17 protein-coding genes are annotated in these 16,841 nt (G+C 59.9%); 10 read left to right on the forward strand and 7 right to left on the reverse strand.

Annotation, left to right across the window (positions count from 1 at the left end; translation table 11 throughout):
* Positions 1-196: 196 nt before the first annotated feature.
* The 3 genes from tig to ACR3EK_RS09610 form a co-directional block, all read right to left on the reverse strand.
* Complete coding sequence (gene tig, locus ACR3EK_RS09600) at positions 197-1,528, reverse strand: trigger factor (protein WP_480634016.1); 1,332 nt, start codon at positions 1,526-1,528, stop codon at positions 197-199.
* Positions 1,529-1,714: 186 nt separating this feature from the next.
* The gene (locus ACR3EK_RS09605; RefSeq protein ID WP_093962418.1) at positions 1,715-2,836 is read right to left on the reverse strand and encodes a porin; all 1,122 of its coding nucleotides are present in this window, start codon (positions 2,834-2,836) and stop codon (positions 1,715-1,717) included.
* 308 nt (positions 2,837-3,144) lie between these two features.
* A complete protein-coding gene (locus tag ACR3EK_RS09610) occupies positions 3,145-4,737 on the reverse strand; it encodes an NAD(P)H-hydrate dehydratase (RefSeq protein ID WP_480633255.1) in 1,593 nt (530 codons plus the stop codon).
* A 169-nt stretch (positions 4,738-4,906) separates the two neighbouring features.
* Here ACR3EK_RS09610 and ACR3EK_RS09615 point away from each other — a divergent pair, with 169 nt between their 5' ends.
* From ACR3EK_RS09615 to ACR3EK_RS09635, 5 genes are all read left to right on the forward strand, one after another.
* Positions 4,907-5,245, forward strand: a complete 339-nt coding sequence (locus ACR3EK_RS09615; RefSeq protein WP_093962420.1) for a P-II family nitrogen regulator — start codon at positions 4,907-4,909, stop codon at positions 5,243-5,245.
* A gap of 31 nt (positions 5,246-5,276) precedes the next feature.
* On the forward strand, positions 5,277-6,683 hold the full coding sequence (gene glnA / locus ACR3EK_RS09620) for a type I glutamate--ammonia ligase (RefSeq protein ID WP_093962421.1): 1,407 nt from the start codon (positions 5,277-5,279) through the stop codon (positions 6,681-6,683).
* A gap of 142 nt (positions 6,684-6,825) precedes the next feature.
* The gene (locus ACR3EK_RS09625) at positions 6,826-7,662 is read left to right on the forward strand and encodes an amino acid ABC transporter substrate-binding protein (protein ID WP_170443107.1); all 837 of its coding nucleotides are present in this window, start codon (positions 6,826-6,828) and stop codon (positions 7,660-7,662) included.
* Positions 7,663-7,678: 16 nt separating this feature from the next.
* Entirely contained in the window at positions 7,679-8,473 is a 795-nt protein-coding gene (locus ACR3EK_RS09630; RefSeq protein WP_170338547.1) for a lytic murein transglycosylase, read from the forward strand.
* A 198-nt stretch (positions 8,474-8,671) separates the two neighbouring features.
* Complete coding sequence (locus ACR3EK_RS09635) at positions 8,672-9,580, forward strand: hypothetical protein (protein WP_480633256.1); 909 nt, start codon at positions 8,672-8,674, stop codon at positions 9,578-9,580.
* Between the two features lie 37 nt (positions 9,581-9,617).
* On the opposite strand, the gene ACR3EK_RS09640 is transcribed toward ACR3EK_RS09635, so the two are convergent.
* Positions 9,618-10,361 carry a heme-dependent oxidative N-demethylase family protein gene (locus ACR3EK_RS09640; protein WP_170372318.1) on the reverse strand — a complete coding sequence of 248 codons (744 nt, stop codon included), beginning with the start codon at positions 10,359-10,361 and terminating at the stop codon, positions 9,618-9,620.
* A gap of 123 nt (positions 10,362-10,484) precedes the next feature.
* Here ACR3EK_RS09640 and dddP point away from each other — a divergent pair, with 123 nt between their 5' ends.
* The 3 genes from dddP to ACR3EK_RS09655 all read left to right on the forward strand — a co-directional run bounded on the left by dddP (position 10,485) and on the right by ACR3EK_RS09655 (position 13,738).
* Positions 10,485-11,828, forward strand: coding sequence for a dimethylsulfonioproprionate lyase DddP (gene dddP, locus ACR3EK_RS09645; protein ID WP_480633257.1), 1,344 nt, complete (start codon positions 10,485-10,487; stop codon positions 11,826-11,828).
* An 87-nt stretch (positions 11,829-11,915) separates the two neighbouring features.
* Positions 11,916-12,299, forward strand: a complete 384-nt coding sequence (locus ACR3EK_RS09650; protein WP_480633258.1) for a hypothetical protein — start codon at positions 11,916-11,918, stop codon at positions 12,297-12,299.
* Positions 12,300-12,499: 200 nt separating this feature from the next.
* Entirely contained in the window at positions 12,500-13,738 is a 1,239-nt protein-coding gene (locus ACR3EK_RS09655) for a bifunctional alpha/beta hydrolase/OsmC family protein (protein ID WP_170432047.1), read from the forward strand.
* A gap of 22 nt (positions 13,739-13,760) precedes the next feature.
* Here the strand turns inward: ACR3EK_RS09655 and ACR3EK_RS09660 are convergent, their stop codons facing one another.
* From ACR3EK_RS09660 to ACR3EK_RS09670, 3 genes are all read right to left on the reverse strand, one after another.
* Positions 13,761-14,120 (reverse strand): hypothetical protein, encoded by a 360-nt coding sequence (locus ACR3EK_RS09660; protein WP_170338034.1) that lies wholly within the window; start codon positions 14,118-14,120, stop codon positions 13,761-13,763.
* A 10-nt stretch (positions 14,121-14,130) separates the two neighbouring features.
* Entirely contained in the window at positions 14,131-14,685 is a 555-nt protein-coding gene (locus tag ACR3EK_RS09665) for a hypothetical protein (protein ID WP_480633259.1), read from the reverse strand.
* A gap of 112 nt (positions 14,686-14,797) precedes the next feature.
* Positions 14,798-15,130 (reverse strand): hypothetical protein, encoded by a 333-nt coding sequence (locus ACR3EK_RS09670; RefSeq protein WP_170599471.1) that lies wholly within the window; start codon positions 15,128-15,130, stop codon positions 14,798-14,800.
* An 87-nt stretch (positions 15,131-15,217) separates the two neighbouring features.
* On the opposite strand from ACR3EK_RS09670, the gene purB reads away from it, so the two are divergent.
* Positions 15,218-16,522: an adenylosuccinate lyase gene (gene purB / locus ACR3EK_RS09675; RefSeq protein ID WP_480633260.1), complete on the forward strand. Its 1,305-nt coding sequence runs from the start codon at positions 15,218-15,220 to the stop codon at positions 16,520-16,522.
* 127 nt (positions 16,523-16,649) lie between these two features.
* Positions 16,650-16,802: an adenylosuccinate lyase gene (locus tag ACR3EK_RS09680; protein ID WP_141138470.1), complete on the forward strand. Its 153-nt coding sequence runs from the start codon at positions 16,650-16,652 to the stop codon at positions 16,800-16,802.
* Positions 16,803-16,841: the final 39 nt, after the last annotated feature.

Genomic DNA, 16,841 nt, shown 5'->3' on the forward strand with positions numbered 1-16,841 from the left:
CATGCGGAGCCGTCCCATTCCAGGCGGCTCCGCTCTAATTTTTGCAACCGATCCGCCGCTGACGCCATACGTTCCGGTTCTCGGCGGCAACAAAAAAGGCCCTCCGAAGAGGGCCTGTTTTCATTTCATTCTGTCCGGACAAACGCCGTTTGACCGGCCGGGTGCGGCGGCACCCGGACCGACCTGAAAACGCGGCTTATTCCTCTTCGAGGGCTTCGATTGCCTTCTGCAGCTCTTCCTTGCTGACTTCCTTTTCGGTCACTTTGGCCAGCTCGACCACGTAGTCTACAACCTTGTCCTCAAAGATCGGCGCGCGCAGTTGCTGCTGCATCTGAGCGTTCTGCTGAACGAACTCGAAGAACTGACGCTCCTGACCCGGGTACTGGCGAGCCTGGTTCATGATCGCCTGGGTCATCTCGGCGTCGGTGACTTCGACTTCAGCCTTCTGGCCCAGCTCGGCGAGCAACAGGCCCAAACGTACACGGCGCTCAGCCAGTTTGTTGTGCTCTTCGGTCGGCTCGATCTCATCGTGGTTGTGATCGGTCACCTCGGGGTTTTCTTCATGCCACAGCTGATGCGCGATTTGCTTGGCTTCGGCTTCGACCAGGGTCGGCGGCAGGTCGAACGACACTTTCTCGTCCAGCGCGTCCAGCAGAGCGCGCTTCATCACCGCGCGCGACGCACCCGCGTACTCAGCTTCCAGACGTTCGGCAATCTGTGCCTTCAACGCAGCCAGATCCTCAGCGCCAAACTTCTGTGCCAGTTCGTCGTTGATCTCGGCGGCAACAGGTTCCTTCACCTCTTTGATGGTGCAGGTAAACACGGCCTCTTTGCCGGCCAGGTGCTCGGCACCGTATTCTTCGGGGAAGGTAACGGTGACGTCCTTGACTTCCTCGGCCTTCACGCCAACCAGCTGATCCTCGAAACCGGGGATGAAGCTGTTCGAGCCCAGCACCAGCGGGTAATCCTCGGCCGAACCGCCTTCGAAGGCCTCGCCGTCAACTTTGCCGACGAAATCGATGACGACCTGATCGCCTTCCTTCGCCTTTGATCCCTTGCGGCGGGCTTTGAAATCCTGAGCGGTTTCAGCCAGGTTCTGCAGGGCTTCTTCCACAGCTGCGTCGTCCGCCTTGACGACCAGCTTTTCCAGCTCGACCGATTTCAGATCAACTTCGGGGATTTCCGGCAGAGCTTCATAGGACATTTCGACGTGAACGTCGTCGCCTTCTTTCCAGTCTTCGTTGGTCATCTTGACCTGAGGCTGAAGCGCCGGACGATCACCACTGTCTTCGAAGTGCTTGTTCATCGCACCGTCGATGGTTTCCTGCATTGCTTCGCCCAACAGGCGCTGGCCAAACTGCTTTTTCAGCAGTGCCATGGGAACCTTGCCCTTGCGGAAGCCTTTCATCTCGATTTCCGACTGAGCTTCGATCAGTTTCTCATTGACCTTCTCGTCCAGCTCGGCGGCGGTGACAACGATGTTGTAGCCGCGTTTCAGACCCTCGTTCAGCGTCTCGGTAACCTGCATTCTGGTAGTCCCCATAGGATTCGGGGCGCGCAAAACGGGCGCGCCGGGCAAATTTGACGCCTTCTATTTGCCTAGCCGCCGAAGGGCAAGGGGCAAGGTGCCCGATTGGCCTTGTTTTGCCACCCTGCCCCACAAAAAACGCCCCGGACAGAGCCGGGGCGCCATGAATTCACAACAACATCAGGATCAGAACTTCCAGCGGGCCCCCAGGACCCAAGCTTCGTTCTTGTCAAACGACGTCCCGTCGTTGAAGTCGTGGTTGCGATACTTCAGGTAGGCATCGGTGTTGATGCTGTCGATGCGCTGCACCACTGCGATACCCCAGGACTCGGTGCTGGACCCGTCCGTGTTGAAATCGGAACCATCATAGTAGTCGATGCCGATACCGGTCTTGCCCCAGGACACCCAATTATCCTCATAGGCGATCTTGGTGTACCAAAAGTTGGGATCGCTTTCGCCCGACACGTTGTTTCGGGTACCGGCAGCAGCGGTGAAGCTGAAGCCGCTGGGCAGCAGCACCGACGCCGAGCCGATCGTGTCTTCACGGTCGCCGGAACCATCGTCGAAATCACGCACCGCATAGGCCACGCTTGCCGCGAACTCGACGCCACCGGCAAAGGTGTTGTTGTAGTTCAGTGCAACGTCGTAATAGTCGTCGTCATCACTACTGGACAGGATGTTCTGACCATAGGCGAAGCTTGCCGAAAAGCCGCTGAAATCCGGCGTGTCATACCGCACGCGGCCACGGCGCGCGCCGTCAAAGTTGCTGCTGGAGTCGCCGACGGTGATGTCGCTGAGGGTTCCGTCGGTTCCGCGGTAGAAGAAGCCCGAGTTTTCATCGTTGGTGAACGAATACAGCGCGGTGCCGACATAAGACAGGTCAGTTTCCGCTGCACCGTCAGACGCCATGCTGCCCTGACCGGCCGAGAATTTACCCCAGCCACCTTTCAGCGCAAAATCCACGTGACGAATGTCTTCCCGGGTCCAGCCGCTGAAATCGGTGCCCAACTGGTTCCACTCACTGGAGTTCGGCAGACCCAGCGCGGTTTCAAAGCGGAAGGTGAATTCGTTCTGGCCAAACGGCTGCATCAGGCTCAGGCCGACGCGGCTGTTGGACAGATCGTTGTCCAGCAGGCGGGTATCGGTCTCTTGGCCGTCGTCAACCGAGATGATTGCCGGGTTGAACTGCCCATACAGCAGAACATAGCCACCGCTGTTGTTCTCGTATTTCAGCTCTGCCGCGGCGGGGATGGCCGTGGTGGCTGCCAGAACAGCGGCGACTGAGGAGAGTTTGATATTCAATGTCATAGCACTCACCATGAAAGGTTCGGGTTTCAGGTACTGCCCAGATGTTCAGTGGAACTGTCCGGTTCCAGAGGCCCCTACGCCATTCAGCTCGATCATTGCAAATCCGCCACAAAGACAGAGTGGCAGCAAAGCAAAATGTCCGTGTTATCAATATTTTAACAACAAACGCATGCAGGCTTCAGACGGCCCGCAAGAGAATTCTGCCATCCGGCCATGCGTTTGGCAAACACTCGCTATGCATTTGCGCAGTCTTGACAGCAAAATCCTGCCGATATTCTAGCCTTGCGCCTTGGGAACACGCAAGAACTTCATATCTGAAGACGTTTGAGCACACCGGGCAGTTGCTCGGGAAGGTCTTCCGCGATCAATCCCGGGCCAAAAGCGCGCGCGCATTCCACGTGAAGCCAGACGGCGGTTTCGGCGGCATTCAGCGGGTGCAATCCACGTGCCAGCAGCCCGGTCAAAAAACCCGCCAACACGTCGCCCGCTCCTGCGGTCGCCAGCCACGGCGCGGCCCGATCATAGTGGGCTGAATGGATCGAGCACCGACCGTCCGGACCCGCAATCACAGTGTCCGGTCCCTTGAAAAGAACCACGCACCCTGCCCTGCTGGCCGCCTCGCGCACGGCATCAACCTTTGAGAAAGCTGGTCCATCCTTGGGGTGCACGGAAAGCTTGGCCGAGATGTCGGGGAACAGACGGGCGAATTCACCGCCGTGAGGTGTCAGGACGCAGTTTTCATGCAGGATCGCCATCAGTGACGCTGGATCCTCGGCAAATGCCGAAAGAGCGTCGGCATCCAGCACGGTTGCCCTTCCAGACTCCAATGCCACGGGGACCAGCGATCGGGCCTTGTCCAGGCCCAATCCGGGCCCCAGGCACAGCGCGTTCAGGCGTTGGTCCCGCAATGCAATGGCCAGCCCATCCGCGCCTTCGATCTGCTCAATCATGACCGCGGTGACTTGGCTGGCGACTTCCTGCAATGCGGCGGGAGGGACACCCAGCGTGATAAGACCAGCACCTACGCGCAACGCTCCGCGCGCAGCCAATCGCGCAGCGCCTGTTTTTCCAGTTTCGCCCGTCAGGATCAGCGCATGACCGTGACCGTATTTGTGATCGAAAGCCGATTTCTGCAGATCAGGCAGGTTTTCCGGGTCCAGCAACACGCTCGGCCGGCCATCTGGTGTTTCTTCAACTGACAGAGCCGGCAGACCGATATCGACAACGGACACCCTACCACAGCATTCTGGTCCCTCGGCCAGATAATGGCCCGGCTTTGCGGTATGAAACGTCACCGTCAGGTTGGCCGAAGCGGCGCAATCTTCGGGGGCAAATCCCTCTGACACCAAACGTCGACCACTGTCCGCACATAGGCCGCTGGGAATGTCCACACAAACGACACGTGGGTAACCAACTTCCGACTGTGACGCTTTCCACTGGCCCAATTTACAGATTGTCCGTGGCAGCCCGGCTACCGGTCTCGTCAGCCCGGTTCCGAACAAGGCATCTACCGCCAGAACAGTATCCGAACGGGCCGCGGCGTAGGCATCAAGCGCGTCATCGGACAGCGCATGGCACGAACCCATCGCGCACCAGCGCTCATAATTCGACCGCGCGTCTGCAGGCAACTTCTCGGGGTCGCCCAACAGGAAGAGGTCCACGACCCACCCCCACTCTTTCAGAATGCGCGCAACTACAAAACCGTCGCCGCCGTTGTTGCCCGGCCCGCACAACACAACGGCCCGCCCTGACCCCGCCGCCAGGTCAGGCCAGGTTTCAAAGACGGCCTCGACCACCCCGCGGCCTGCGCTCTCCATCAGCTCAAGGCCGGTGACAAACCCGGATTCGATTGCGGCGCGTTCAGCCGCCCTCATCTGGGACGAACTCAACAGTTTTGGCATCCGAAACCCTCGCGCGATTCAAATCTGATTACTTTTTGTGCAACTTGCCTAAAAATTGGCCCTCCACCCAGAATCCCTTCACCAGCAGACGGTCAATTCGGCAATCGCATTGCCGCCCGATCTTAGACGTGATCACTGCCATTCTGACAACCATGCGAGGTGAGCCCGGATGAAAAAGATCGAAGCGATCATCAAGCCGTTCAAATTGGACGAAGTGAAAGAGGCCCTGCAGGACGTTGGCGTCCAGGGCCTCAGCGTGATCGAAGTCAAGGGCTTCGGACGCCAGAAAGGACACACCGAACTGTACCGCGGCGCGGAATATGTGGTGGACTTTCTGCCCAAGGTCAAAGTCGAGGTCGTTCTGGATGCCGATCAGGTCGATGCGGCCATCGAAGCCATCGTGTCGGCCGCCAAGACCGACAAGATCGGGGACGGCAAGATCTTTGTCTCGTCCGTTGAACAAGCCATTCGCATCCGGACCGGCGAGACCGGCTCGGACGCGCTGTAAAACCAATTCTGCAATCTAGAGGAACATAGTAATGAGCAAGGACGCAGTTCTTCAGCTGATCAAAGACGAGGGTGCCGAGTATGTCGACATCCGCTTCACCGATCCGCGTGGCAAGCTTCAGCACGTGACCGTCATGGCCGACCAGGTCGACGAAGACTTCCTTGAGGAAGGCTTCATGTTCGACGGTTCGTCCATCGCCGGCTGGAAGTCGATCGAAGCATCGGACATGAAACTGATGCCCGATACCGAAAGCGCTTATGTCGATCCCTTCTATGCGGAAAAGACTATCTGCCTGCACTGCTCGGTCGTGGAACCCGATACCGGCGAAGCCTATGAGCGTGACCCCCGCGGCACCGCGCAGAAGGCCGAAGCCTACCTGAAGTCTTCGGGCGTTGGCGACGTGGCTTACATGGGCCCCGAGGCCGAGTTCTTCCTGTTCGACGACGTGCGCTTCTCGAACAGCATCAACAAGGTATCCTACGAAGTTGATGCAACCGATGCGTCCTGGAACACCGACACCGAATACGAGATGGGCAACATGGGCCATCGTCCGGGCGTCAAGGGCGGCTACTTCCCGGTCAACCCGATCGACGAGGCGCAGGACCTGCGTTCGGAAATGCTGTCGACCATGAAGCGTCTGGGCATGAAGGTCGACAAGCACCACCACGAAGTGGCCTCGTGCCAGCACGAGCTGGGCCTGATCTTCGACAGCCTGACCAAGCAGGCCGACGAGCTGCAGAAATACAAGTACGTCATCCACAACGTCGCGCACGCCTACGGCAAGTCGGCCACTTTCATGCCGAAGCCGATCGCAGGCGACAATGGCACCGGTATGCACGTCAACATGTCGATCTGGAAGGACGGCAAGCCGCTGTTTGCAGGCGACAAATATGCCGATCTGTCGGACGAAGCCCTGTGGTTCATTGGCGGTATCCTCAAGCACGCCAAGACCCTGAACGCTTTCACCAACCCGTCGACCAACAGCTACAAGCGCCTGATCCCGGGCTTCGAAGCCCCCGTTCTGCGCGCCTACTCGGCCCGCAACCGTTCGGGTTGCGTCCGTATCCCGTGGACTGAATCGCCGAAGGCCAAGCGCGTCGAGGCCCGCTTCCCCGATCCGTCGGCAAACCCCTACCTGGCGTTTGCGGCACTGCTGATGGCCGGCCTGGACGGCATCAAGAACAAGATCGATCCGGGCGAAGCCATGGACAAGAACCTGTACGATCTGCCCGCCGAAGAACTGGCCGGTATCCCGACCGTCTGCGGCAGCCTGCGCGAGGCGCTGGAATGTCTGGCGGCCGATCACGACTTCCTGCTGCAGGGCGACGTGTTCACCAAAGACCAGATCGACGGCTACATCGCACTGAAGATGGAAGAGGTCGAAACCTACGAGCACACTCCGCACCCGGTCGAATACGGCATGTACTACAGCTGCTGACCCCGGTCGGAAGTCCAATGAAAAGACCTTGGGGGCGTCCTGTCGGGCGCCCCTTTTCAGTGGTGCAGGGCCCCGATATTTCCCTTTGTCACAGGCGCCTTTGCCGCTAGGCTGAAGATCAATTCAATTATCAGGATTTTTCATGCGCCTTCTCGCCCTGACCCTCTCTGCTGCACTTCTTGTTTCAGGCGCTGCGGCGCAGACGATCGACCGGATCAAAGAAACGCGCGAAATCCGGTTTGGGTTTCGTACAGATGCCGCCCCACTTTCTTACATCAACGACCAGGAGCGACCCGACGGGTTGTCCGTGATGGTCTGCGATCAGGTTGCCCGAGCCATCGCCAGCCGACTGGGTGCGGATGACCTCACCGCACAGTTCATTCCGGTGCAGTCGGATACACGCTTTGGCATGGTCGCCTCTGGCCAGATCGACCTGTTGTGCGGCGCGGCGACAATCACCCTGTCGCGGCGGGAAACCGTTGATTTCTCGATCCCGATCTTCGTAGACGGAACATCCGTTTTGCTGCCGATAGATGCGGAAACCACGATGGCATCGCTTTCCGGCAAGAAAGTCGGCATGCGCAGCAGCACGACCACCGAAGAAGCCGTGTTCAACTCGTTCGGATCAGCGGGGATCGAGGCAAAGCTCGTTCGGTTCGCCTCGCATCCCGACGGGATCAAGGCTTTGCGGGACGGAGAGATCGACGCCTATTTCGCCGACCAATCCATCCTTTTGGTGAATTATCTAGCAGCTGGATTGAAGGACGACTTCAAAATCTCGCAGGAGATTCTGACGATTGAAAAACAGGGCCTGGCCCTTGCACGCGGTGATGATGACTTTCGCCTGATGGTCGATGAGATCCTGTCGCAGATGTATGCACAAGGCACGATGGAAGAGATATTTCGCGCCGCACTCCCCGGGATTGAACCCAGCGAGGCCCTGAAAGCCCTGTACGTTATCGCACCCACCCTGCCCTGATTTCCAGGAGGTCTCCATGCGCCTTACGGTCCTGTCCGTTTTCATTGCACTGAGTGCACCCATTGCGGCGCAGTCCGCTCCCTGCGGGAACACAGGCGCTGGTTTTGAAGCCTGGAAGGCCGATTTTGCCAAGCAGGCGCGCAAAGCCGGAGTAAAGAAAAAAGGGCTGCAGGCTCTGGCGCAAACCCAATACGCCACGCGAACCATCGCCGCGGATCGGGGGCAAAAAAGCTTCAAATACTCCCTCGACAAGTTCATGAAGGTTCGAGGGGCGGATACGATCGTGGCCCAGGGCCGCAAGCGAAAGGCCCGAAACCCGGAATTCTACGCGGCGCTGGAGCGTCAGTACGGTGTCCCGGCCGGCGTTCTGATTGCCATTCACGGCATGGAAACCGGGTTCGGAAACTTCATGGGCGACAGCCAGGTTGTTTCCGCAATCACAACATTGGCCTACGATTGTCGCCGGTCCGACTTCTTTGTTCCCCATGCCATCGGAGCGCTGAAACTGGTCGATCAGGGGGCGATCACGGTGGCAACAAAAGGGGCAAAACATGGCGAGTTGGGCCACACCCAGTTTCTGCCCGGCAATGCTCTGACCTATGGCGTGGACGCCACGGGTGACGGGCGCGTGGACTTCTACAACATGACGGATGCGTTGGCCTCAACCGCAAATTTTCTTCGGCAGAAAGGGTGGAAACCCGGCCGGGGCTATCAACCCGGCGAACCGAATTTTGCGGTGATCCAGCAATGGAATGCCGCATCGGTTTACCAAAAATCAATTGCGATCATGGCCGCTCGAATCGACAACTGAGGCTTTGTCAGCAACCTGACCGCCGCACTCAATTCCGCCACATTGCTGCCACAGTGTCGGGCGGAAAGCTCTAATTTCTTGGTTTCCAAAGCGTAATCAATCGTCGCAAAAATTCATTTTTTTGCAATATGGTCAAAATTTAACCCTCATCACCAACTAGAGTGTTGGTTCAGTATTCGTACGGCAGAGGGCAAGACTGTGACCACGAAGCACAGATACCACGGTGGCCTGCAATTCAACGGCGACACGAACGGCGCGTTGGAGCGGTTCGGCCATATCGTGGTGGCAACTCTTGAGGACTACGGGCATCTTGTGGAACGCAAGACCCTGCTGAGCCAGACCGAGGCAACCATCGTGTCCAGCCAGTACCTTGTTCGTTTGACCCTCGAGTCCGAACCCAGGGAGACCAGCGACCGCTATGGGCGTCTGGACCGTACGGTTGGTCTGAAGACCATGGTGCGCCCAGCGGCTGCACGACCGCGCAACCGATTGGTGATCTCGGTCTCGCCTGTTTCCGGCCTGGTGGATGACCCCGAGATCTCCGAATTGATGCTTGTCGTCATGCTGTATCGGATGGTCGACATCTGCTCGACGCAACGAGTGGAATGGCTGTCGCCGAAAACCGTTTTGACGATCGAACAGTTCATGGGCGCGTTTGACTCGTTGATGCCACGCAAGCAGCGGAACCGCCGCGAGGCGTTCGAGGCGGTCAGCGGACCTTTCGCGGGCCTTGAGCCCGCTGCAACTGATGACCAGGAGGCCGTCAAATCGCCGGCAAAGCCGCCGCGCCCGATTCAATTGACCGATGAGCAATTGCTCAGCATCGCCTTCCGTTCCGACGAGGCCGACGCACCCGTTTCCGATGCACCGGCCGCGACGGATGGCGATGAAGACCGGCCCAGTGACGCGTTGCGACTGACCAGCTGGGCCCTGACCGGTGCCGTGGCCAGCCTGTCGGCGCCGATCGCTCTGTCGATGGCCGCTGTGAACCTCATCCGGGGCGAAGACTTTCGCCTGAACACTCAGGTCCTGGCCTATACGGTCGCCATCGTGTCGCTGAACTCAAGTGGCGCCTTTGCCGATGTCGCCAATGCGATCGGACTGTAACTGAATTACCAGAAGACCCTCCTTGGAGGCCCCGCCATCAGGCGGGGTTTTCCATTTCTGGCAGGTGCTCGACCGGCACGACATAGGTGTGGATCGAGAACACCACGGCCCGTGTCTCGGGCAACCGCAAAAGCGTTTGCCGCTCGCTGCGCAGATACCGGGTGGTACCACGGTCACGGATCTCGCGCGGGGCGCTGGCGCTGCGGGGCTGGTGCAACTCGGGGTCGTCGTACCACAGCGCGTTGAAGCGCCACAAAGGCCGGTCGACCTGAATCCCGTCGAACAGGCGCTGAACCCGGCGCGCGATGTTGGGGTCATAGCTGTCGACCGGCTCGTGAATGGCAATTAGCGGGCGCATGAATTTCTCGGACAGACGCCAGCTGGCGGGAAAGCACAGGATGGCACCGGTCAGTACATGCTCGTCGCCCTGTTTCTGCAGGATGCAGAAATCCTCCTGCGCCAGAAGGCAAAGCGTATCCAAAGGGGTGTCGCGGTCAATCGGCACAGCGACCCCGTCCGGGCGCTGCGCGGTGTCGGTCGCCTCGGGATAGGCCTGCGCCAAGACCAGATCCAGCAGTTCGACGGCGGCCGGGTGCGCCTGCGCGTCCAGCGCCAGAACGTCGCCCCGGCGGGTTTCAAGCAGTTGTTGGCGGTGGCGCATCTGCGCGGCAAAGGCATCATCGCGATGCAGCCAGTCCTCCATCGTGGTCGGCGCGATCCCCGGCAGCGGGCGCTGTTGGGTCGGATCGTAGGGCAGTGTCTGTTGCAGAATGACTGTCATGGCGTTGGGTTAGCACTCAAAACAGGCCATGTCGGTCAAAAAGCGACTGGCAAATCGTCGCAATTCACCCAGACGGGGCCGCCGTGCCCCGTCAGGCTGAACCGGCAAGCAGGGAGGCGCGCCGTGAACCACCACTACCGAGACACCCGCAAGATCGACCCCAGCCGCGGCGCGACGCTGGGCGACGGCACGCCGAACGACAATGACCGGATCGAGATCGGCCCCACCCAACTTGCATTCAACGAATGGGCCGCCGCCGGTTTGCAGTTGCCCAACCTGGACCGGATGCGCGAATATCGCTGGAAGCGGTTGACCCAGGCGATCGTCGATCGGGGCTATGGCGGGCTGCTGATGTTCGACCCGCTCAACATCCGCTATGCGACCGACAGCACCAACATGCAGCTGTGGAACACGCACAACCCGTTCCGGGCGGTACTGCTGTGCGCCGATGGCTACATGGTGATCTGGGACTACAAGAACTCGCCCTTCCTGTCGAAATTCAACCCGCTGGTGCGCGAGCAGCGCTCGGGCGCGGACCTGTTCTATTTCGACCGCGGCGACAAGGTGGACGTACAGGCGGACGTGTTCGCCAATGAGGTGCGCGTGCTGATGCAAGACCACGCCCCCGGCCACACCCGGCTGGCGGTGGACAAGATCATGCTCCACGGCCTCCGCGCGCTCGAGGCGCAGGGCTTCGAGATCATGGAGGGCGAAGAGGTCACCGAAAAGACCCGCGCCATCAAGGGCCCTGACGAGATCCTGGCCATGCGCTGCGCCAGCCACGCCTGCGAAACCGCCGTGGCCGAGATGGAGAAGTTCGCCCGTGCCCATGTGGGCGACGGCAAGACGTCCGAAGATGACATCTGGGCCGTTCTGCACGCCGAGAACATCAAGCGCGGCGGCGAGTGGATCGAAACCCGTCTGCTGGCCTCGGGGCCGCGCACCAACCCGTGGTTTCAGGAATGCGGACCGCGGATCACGCAGAGAAACGAGATCATCGCCTTTGATACCGATCTGATCGGCAGCTACGGCATCTGCGTCGACATTTCGCGCACCTGGTGGATCGGGGATGAAAAACCCCGCCCCGACATGGTCTATGCCATGCAGCACGCGCACGAGCACATCATGACCAACATGGAGATGCTGAAGCCCGGCGTGATGATTCCCGAGTTGACCGCCAACTGCCACAAGCTGGACGACAAGTTTCAGGCGCAGAAATACGGCTGCCTGATGCATGGCGTGGGCCTGTGTGATGAATGGCCGTTGGTCGCCTATCCGGACAAGGCAGTGCCCGGCGCCTATGACTATCCGCTGGAACCCGGCATGGTGCTGTGTGTCGAGGCAGCCGTGGGCGAAGTCGGCGGCGATTTCTCGATCAAGCTGGAAGATCAGGTTCTGATCACCGAAGACGGCCACGAGAACCTGACCCGCTATCCGTTCGATGCGGCGCTTATGGGATTGGGCTGAGCAACGCTGGCATCGGCCAAGTCATTGCATAAAAAAATATGACAGCTATCATCCGACGATTAGCGTTGAGTAAAGGGTAATAACATAATGCATAAACTGGTTCTTTCGGTCTTCGTGTTAATGCTGGGTGCGGGCACAGCCATCGCTGCATGTCCCTCAAACCCACCATCTTCGTCGAAGGTGAACTTTCATTCCAATGACCAAAAGGTAAACGCGCAGTGGTTGCAACAGAATCTTGCGGGAAAAAAAGTCCATTTTGACGGCGGCGTCGAACAGTATCACAAGAATGGCTCCTATATCTACAAATCAGGTGGAGGTTCGTTCAAAGCGCCCGCTTATCGGTTTTATGACAACGGAGCCCGCTGCATCGACTACGATCAACCACGGTTTGACTTCTACGTTATTAACTCGGGGAAATTGGTATTAATCAACTCGCAGGGCGGACGGTACGAGGCCAAGAAAATCCGCTAGAGCCGACCTCAAGAATTTACTATTTCGCGCATTCTCACTGCCGGAAGCCTCCTGCGGGGAGGCTTGTTGTGCTTTCACGCCAGAATGGTTTCTCTACTTAGATGTTGTTCCCATCACCTCCTCGTGATGGAACCCTCACTATGCTTGAGAACACAACAGGAGCTGTCCAAGTCTAGAGACACACAGCGAGGACTCCCGACATGCCCACAGAACGCGTCACATTTTCCGGTCACGATGGCGGCAAACTGGCTGCTCGGCTGGATCTCCCCGATGGGCCGGTGCTGGCAACTGCGCTTTTTGCTCATTGCTTTACCTGCTCCAAGGACATACCTGCGGCCCGGCGCATCAGCGCGCGGCTTGCAGCGATGGGATTTGCCGTTCTACGGTTCGACTTCACCGGGCTGGGCCATTCCGAAGGCGAGTTCGCCAACACGACGTTCACTTCGAACGTTGAAGATCTGATCGCCGCTGCGCAGTTTCTTGCGGGCCGGAACATGGCGCCCGACCTGCTTGTCGGGCATTCTTTGGGCGGGGCCGCAGTCTTGCGGGCGCGGGCCGGAATCCCATCTGTCAAGGCGGTGGTTACGATCGGCGCCCCGGCCGACCCCGGCCATGTGGCTCATCACTTTGAAGACGCGCGGGGCCAGATCGAACAGGATGGCAGCGCGGAAGTTCTGCTGGGTGGGCGCCCCATCCGCATCGGTCGAGAGTTTGTGCGCGACATCTCTGAATCCGAACTGACGCCCTCGATTGCCGAGTTGAAGGCCGCGCTGCTGATCCTGCATGCGCCGCGCGACGAAACCGTAAGCATCGACAATGCCAGCACGATCTTTCTGGCCGCCAAGCACCCCAAAAGCTTTGTCACGCTGGACGACGCAGACCACCTGATCACCCGTCCGAAGGATGCAGAATACGCCGCCGACGTCATCGCCGCCTGGGTATCGCGCTATGTGCCGCTGTCGCCGCCCGCCCCGCCGCCGGGCGCGCCCGAAGGCGTTGTGCGCGTGACCGAAGTGGACCCGGGTGGTTTTCTTCAGGACATTCAATCAGGTCCAAGCCATCATGCCGTGGCGGATGAGCCGGCCTCTTACGGCGGGACTGATCGCGGCATGTCGCCTTATGGCTTTGTTTCTGCCGGGCTTGGGGCGTGCACTTCGATGACCATCCGAATGTATGCGCGACGCAAGCAATGGCCCCTGACCGGGATCAGCGTGGATGTCTGTCACAACAAGGTGCACGCGCAGGACGCGGGGTTGGCGGGGGATGGAAAGGTCGACCAGTTCCGCCGCAAGATCCGACTGGACGGACCGCTGGACAATGACCAGCGGACCAAGCTTCTTGAGATTGCCGACAAATGCCCGGTGCACCGCACGCTTGAAAATTCGGCGCATATCACCACCGAACTGCTGCCGCCGGAACCTGTTGCGGCTCCGGCGTGAACCGATATCCAGTCCGGATGGCCTATCGCCGAGGCGCAGGCCTGTGGATCGGGGGCCGTGCCGCTGGTGGGCGGGCCACGGGCGGTCGAGGACGCGCCGGCGGCTTGGCGATCGGAGGTTTGGGCCGCGCAGGCGGTTTCGCAATTGGCGGCTTGGGTTTGGGCGGCGGTTTTCCACCCGGCGGTTTGCCTGGCGGCGGAGGGCGGTCCACGTCAATGTCGACATTCACGTTGCGGTAATAGTCGTTCCACAGCATCGAGTCATAGAACGGGTCATATCCGTATCCTACACCGACCGTGACGCCTTCACAGCCCGAGAGGGTGAATCCCCCGGCCCCAAGCCCCAGAACGATGACGGATCGCTTCAAAAAGGTTCCTGCCATTTTCACGCCCTCACTGCACTGACCGGAATGACGCGAAGATGGCATTCAGATCCTCGACATAGCCAGGATCTGCACCGTCGCGCAGGATGGTCACCACAACCGCAACACGGTTGCGCGGCAGGTCGATCACCGTCGCGGTGAAGTTGATCCCGCGCCCGTCACGGGTGCCGGTGCCGCGAATGACCCGGGCCGGCAAACCGCCGATGCGCATGTTCGCATCACTTGTCACCTCTGGGTTTTTCACCAGAAACTTGTCGACATCCTGCAAGTAACGGACCCCGTCCTCGATGCTGGCAACGCCGAACGGCGAAACGAACCCGATCCAGACCGAGTCATCTGTGACCGGGCGCGCAGCCATCACCCGGCTTACGGACCGGGTATCGCCCAGTTGTGTATCCTCAAGATCGCGTGGGCCGCCCGTGCGCAGCATCCAGAAATCCGGGACATCGAACTGAAACAGCGCACGCCCCCCTTCGGTGTAGGTGACCGGCGTATCGCTCAGCCCCGCACCCGTCATGCCGACCCAAAGAGCCGCGCCGATGGCAAAAAGGTTTTTCTTAAACAAGCTGATATCTCTATTTGTTAGTGTCATCGTCCTGAGGATGAGCGATGCAACCCGCGCTTGTCCAGTTTTTAAAGAGTTTTGCTAAGGGGGCCCGCCCGACCTGCGTTGCCGCCTAGTCTGCATATACGCCGACTGTCGCATCGCCGGCCTCTCCCACAAATCGGATCCGCGTACCGTCCGACTGAACATCGTAACAGGCCCAAAAGTCAGACGGTGGCCAGATCGAACAGTATCTGTCATCCCGCACCGCCCAGCGCCCCGAGCTGGGTCGACCCGAGAAATACTGCGTGGCCATAGACGGCTCGAAGACCTGTGTGGCTCCGTTGTCATAAGCCAGCGTCCGGCCCGACAGGACGTCGAGAATCTGCGCGCCCGTCAGCGGTCGGAACGTGTCGGCCGCCAGAATTCCGGGCCAAACCAACAAAATCAGGGCAAACCGTCTCATCCCGCGTCTCCTGCCTTGTCCCAACGGTCCGGCGAGTCTATCACCCGCGCCAACACCCATTGCCAACCGAAAAAGGTGCCGCCGCCCATGATTCCCCGCTATTCCCGCCCCGAAATGGTTGCCGTCTGGTCGCCCGAGACCAAGTTCCGCATCTGGTACGAGATCGAGGCCCATGCCTGCGACGCGATGGCCGATCTGGGCGTCATCCCGCGCGAAAACGCCGAGGCCGTCTGGAAGGCTAAGGACGTGGAATTCGACGTGGCCCGCATCGACGAGATCGAGGCCGTGACCAAGCATGACGTCATCGCCTTTCTGACCCATCTGGCCGAGCATGTCGGCAGCGATGAGGCCCGCTTTGTCCACCAGGGCATGACCAGCTCGGACGTGCTGGATACCTGCTTCAACGTGCAACTGACCCGCGCCGCCGACATCCTGATCGCCGATCTCGAAGGCCTGCTGGCCGCGCTCAAGTGCCGCGCCTACGAGCACAAGGACACCGTCCGCATTGGCCGCAGCCACGGCATTCATGCCGAGCCCACCACCATGGGCCTGACCTTCGCGCGCTTCTACGCCGAGATGGACCGCAACCTGTCGCGGATGCGCGACGCCCGCGCCGAGATCGCCACCGGCGCCATCAGCGGCGCGGTCGGCACCTTCGCCAATATCGACCCCCGCGTCGAAGAACATGTCTGCGAAAAGCTGGGCCTGGTGCCCGAGCCGATCAGCACGCAGGTCATCCCGCGCGATCGCCACGCGGCCTTCTTTGCCACGCTGGGCGTGATCGCCAGCAGCATCGAGAACATCGCGATCGAAATCCGCCACATGCAGCGCACCGAGGTTCTGGAGGCCGAGGAGTTCTTCTCGAAAGGCCAGAAGGGCTCGTCGGCGATGCCGCACAAACGCAACCCGGTGCTGACCGAGAACCTGACCGGCCTGGCCCGGTTGGTGCGCATGACCGTGATCCCGGCGATGGAGAACGTGGCCCTATGGCACGAGCGCGACATCAGCCACAGCTCGGTCGAGCGCAACATCGGCCCCGACGCCACCGTGACCCTGGATTTCGCCCTGTCGCGCCTGACCGGGGTGATCGACAAGCTGGTGGTCTATCCGGACAACATGCTGGCCAACATGAACAAGTTCCGCGGTCTGGTCATGAGCCAGCGCGTGCTGCTGGCCCTGACTCAGGCCGGCGTCAGCCGCGAGGACGCCTATCGCCTGGTGCAGCGCAACGCGATGAAGGTCTGGGAAGAAGGCAAGGACTTCAAAACCGAACTGCTGGCCGACCCGGATGTGACCGCAGCGCTGAGCAAGGAAGAGATCGAAGAAAAATTCGACCTTGGTTATCACACCAAACATGTCGACACGATCTTCGAGCGGGTGTTCGGCGAGTAACCCTCGACGCAGGAACGGCTTTTGCCGGGGCCCGGGTCGCGCTGCGCGATCCGGGCCCCTGTCTTTTGCGGAAACGTCCGAAATCGGCTATGCTGAATGGGCAATTTCCGTTCAAGGAGAGCCCATCATGATCCGCACGACACTCTGCGCACTGGCCCTTGCCCTGTCCGCCTCGTCCGCATTCGCCTGCCAAGGCCACAGCAAGCAATCGCAATCCTGTGCGCCCGGTACGACTTGGGATTCGGCCTCGGAAAGCTGCGTGAAAAACGCCAGCAGCTGAATTCTTGTCCTACTTGTGAATAAAAGCGAGCCATTGGCT

It is taken from the genome of Ruegeria sp. BC8 (assembly GCF_056535705.1).

Coding starts and splice junctions, on each gene's coding strand:
- tig (WP_480634016.1), bottom strand. CDS start 1,528: ATGCAGGTTACCGAGACGCTGAACGAGGGTCTGAAACGCGGCTACAAC.
- ACR3EK_RS09605 (WP_093962418.1), bottom strand. CDS start 2,836: ATGACATTGAATATCAAACTCTCCTCAGTCGCCGCTGTTCTGGCAGCC.
- ACR3EK_RS09610 (WP_480633255.1), bottom strand. CDS start 4,737: ATGCCAAAACTGTTGAGTTCGTCCCAGATGAGGGCGGCTGAACGCGCC.
- ACR3EK_RS09615 (WP_093962420.1), top strand. CDS start 4,907: ATGAAAAAGATCGAAGCGATCATCAAGCCGTTCAAATTGGACGAAGTG.
- glnA (WP_093962421.1), top strand. CDS start 5,277: ATGAGCAAGGACGCAGTTCTTCAGCTGATCAAAGACGAGGGTGCCGAG.
- ACR3EK_RS09625 (WP_170443107.1), top strand. CDS start 6,826: ATGCGCCTTCTCGCCCTGACCCTCTCTGCTGCACTTCTTGTTTCAGGC.
- ACR3EK_RS09630 (WP_170338547.1), top strand. CDS start 7,679: ATGCGCCTTACGGTCCTGTCCGTTTTCATTGCACTGAGTGCACCCATT.
- ACR3EK_RS09640 (WP_170372318.1), bottom strand. CDS start 10,361: ATGACAGTCATTCTGCAACAGACACTGCCCTACGATCCGACCCAACAG.
- ACR3EK_RS09650 (WP_480633258.1), top strand. CDS start 11,916: ATGCATAAACTGGTTCTTTCGGTCTTCGTGTTAATGCTGGGTGCGGGC.
- ACR3EK_RS09655 (WP_170432047.1), top strand. CDS start 12,500: ATGCCCACAGAACGCGTCACATTTTCCGGTCACGATGGCGGCAAACTG.
- ACR3EK_RS09660 (WP_170338034.1), bottom strand. CDS start 14,120: ATGGCAGGAACCTTTTTGAAGCGATCCGTCATCGTTCTGGGGCTTGGG.
- ACR3EK_RS09670 (WP_170599471.1), bottom strand. CDS start 15,130: ATGAGACGGTTTGCCCTGATTTTGTTGGTTTGGCCCGGAATTCTGGCG.
- purB (WP_480633260.1), top strand. CDS start 15,218: ATGATTCCCCGCTATTCCCGCCCCGAAATGGTTGCCGTCTGGTCGCCC.
- ACR3EK_RS09680 (WP_141138470.1), top strand. CDS start 16,650: ATGATCCGCACGACACTCTGCGCACTGGCCCTTGCCCTGTCCGCCTCG.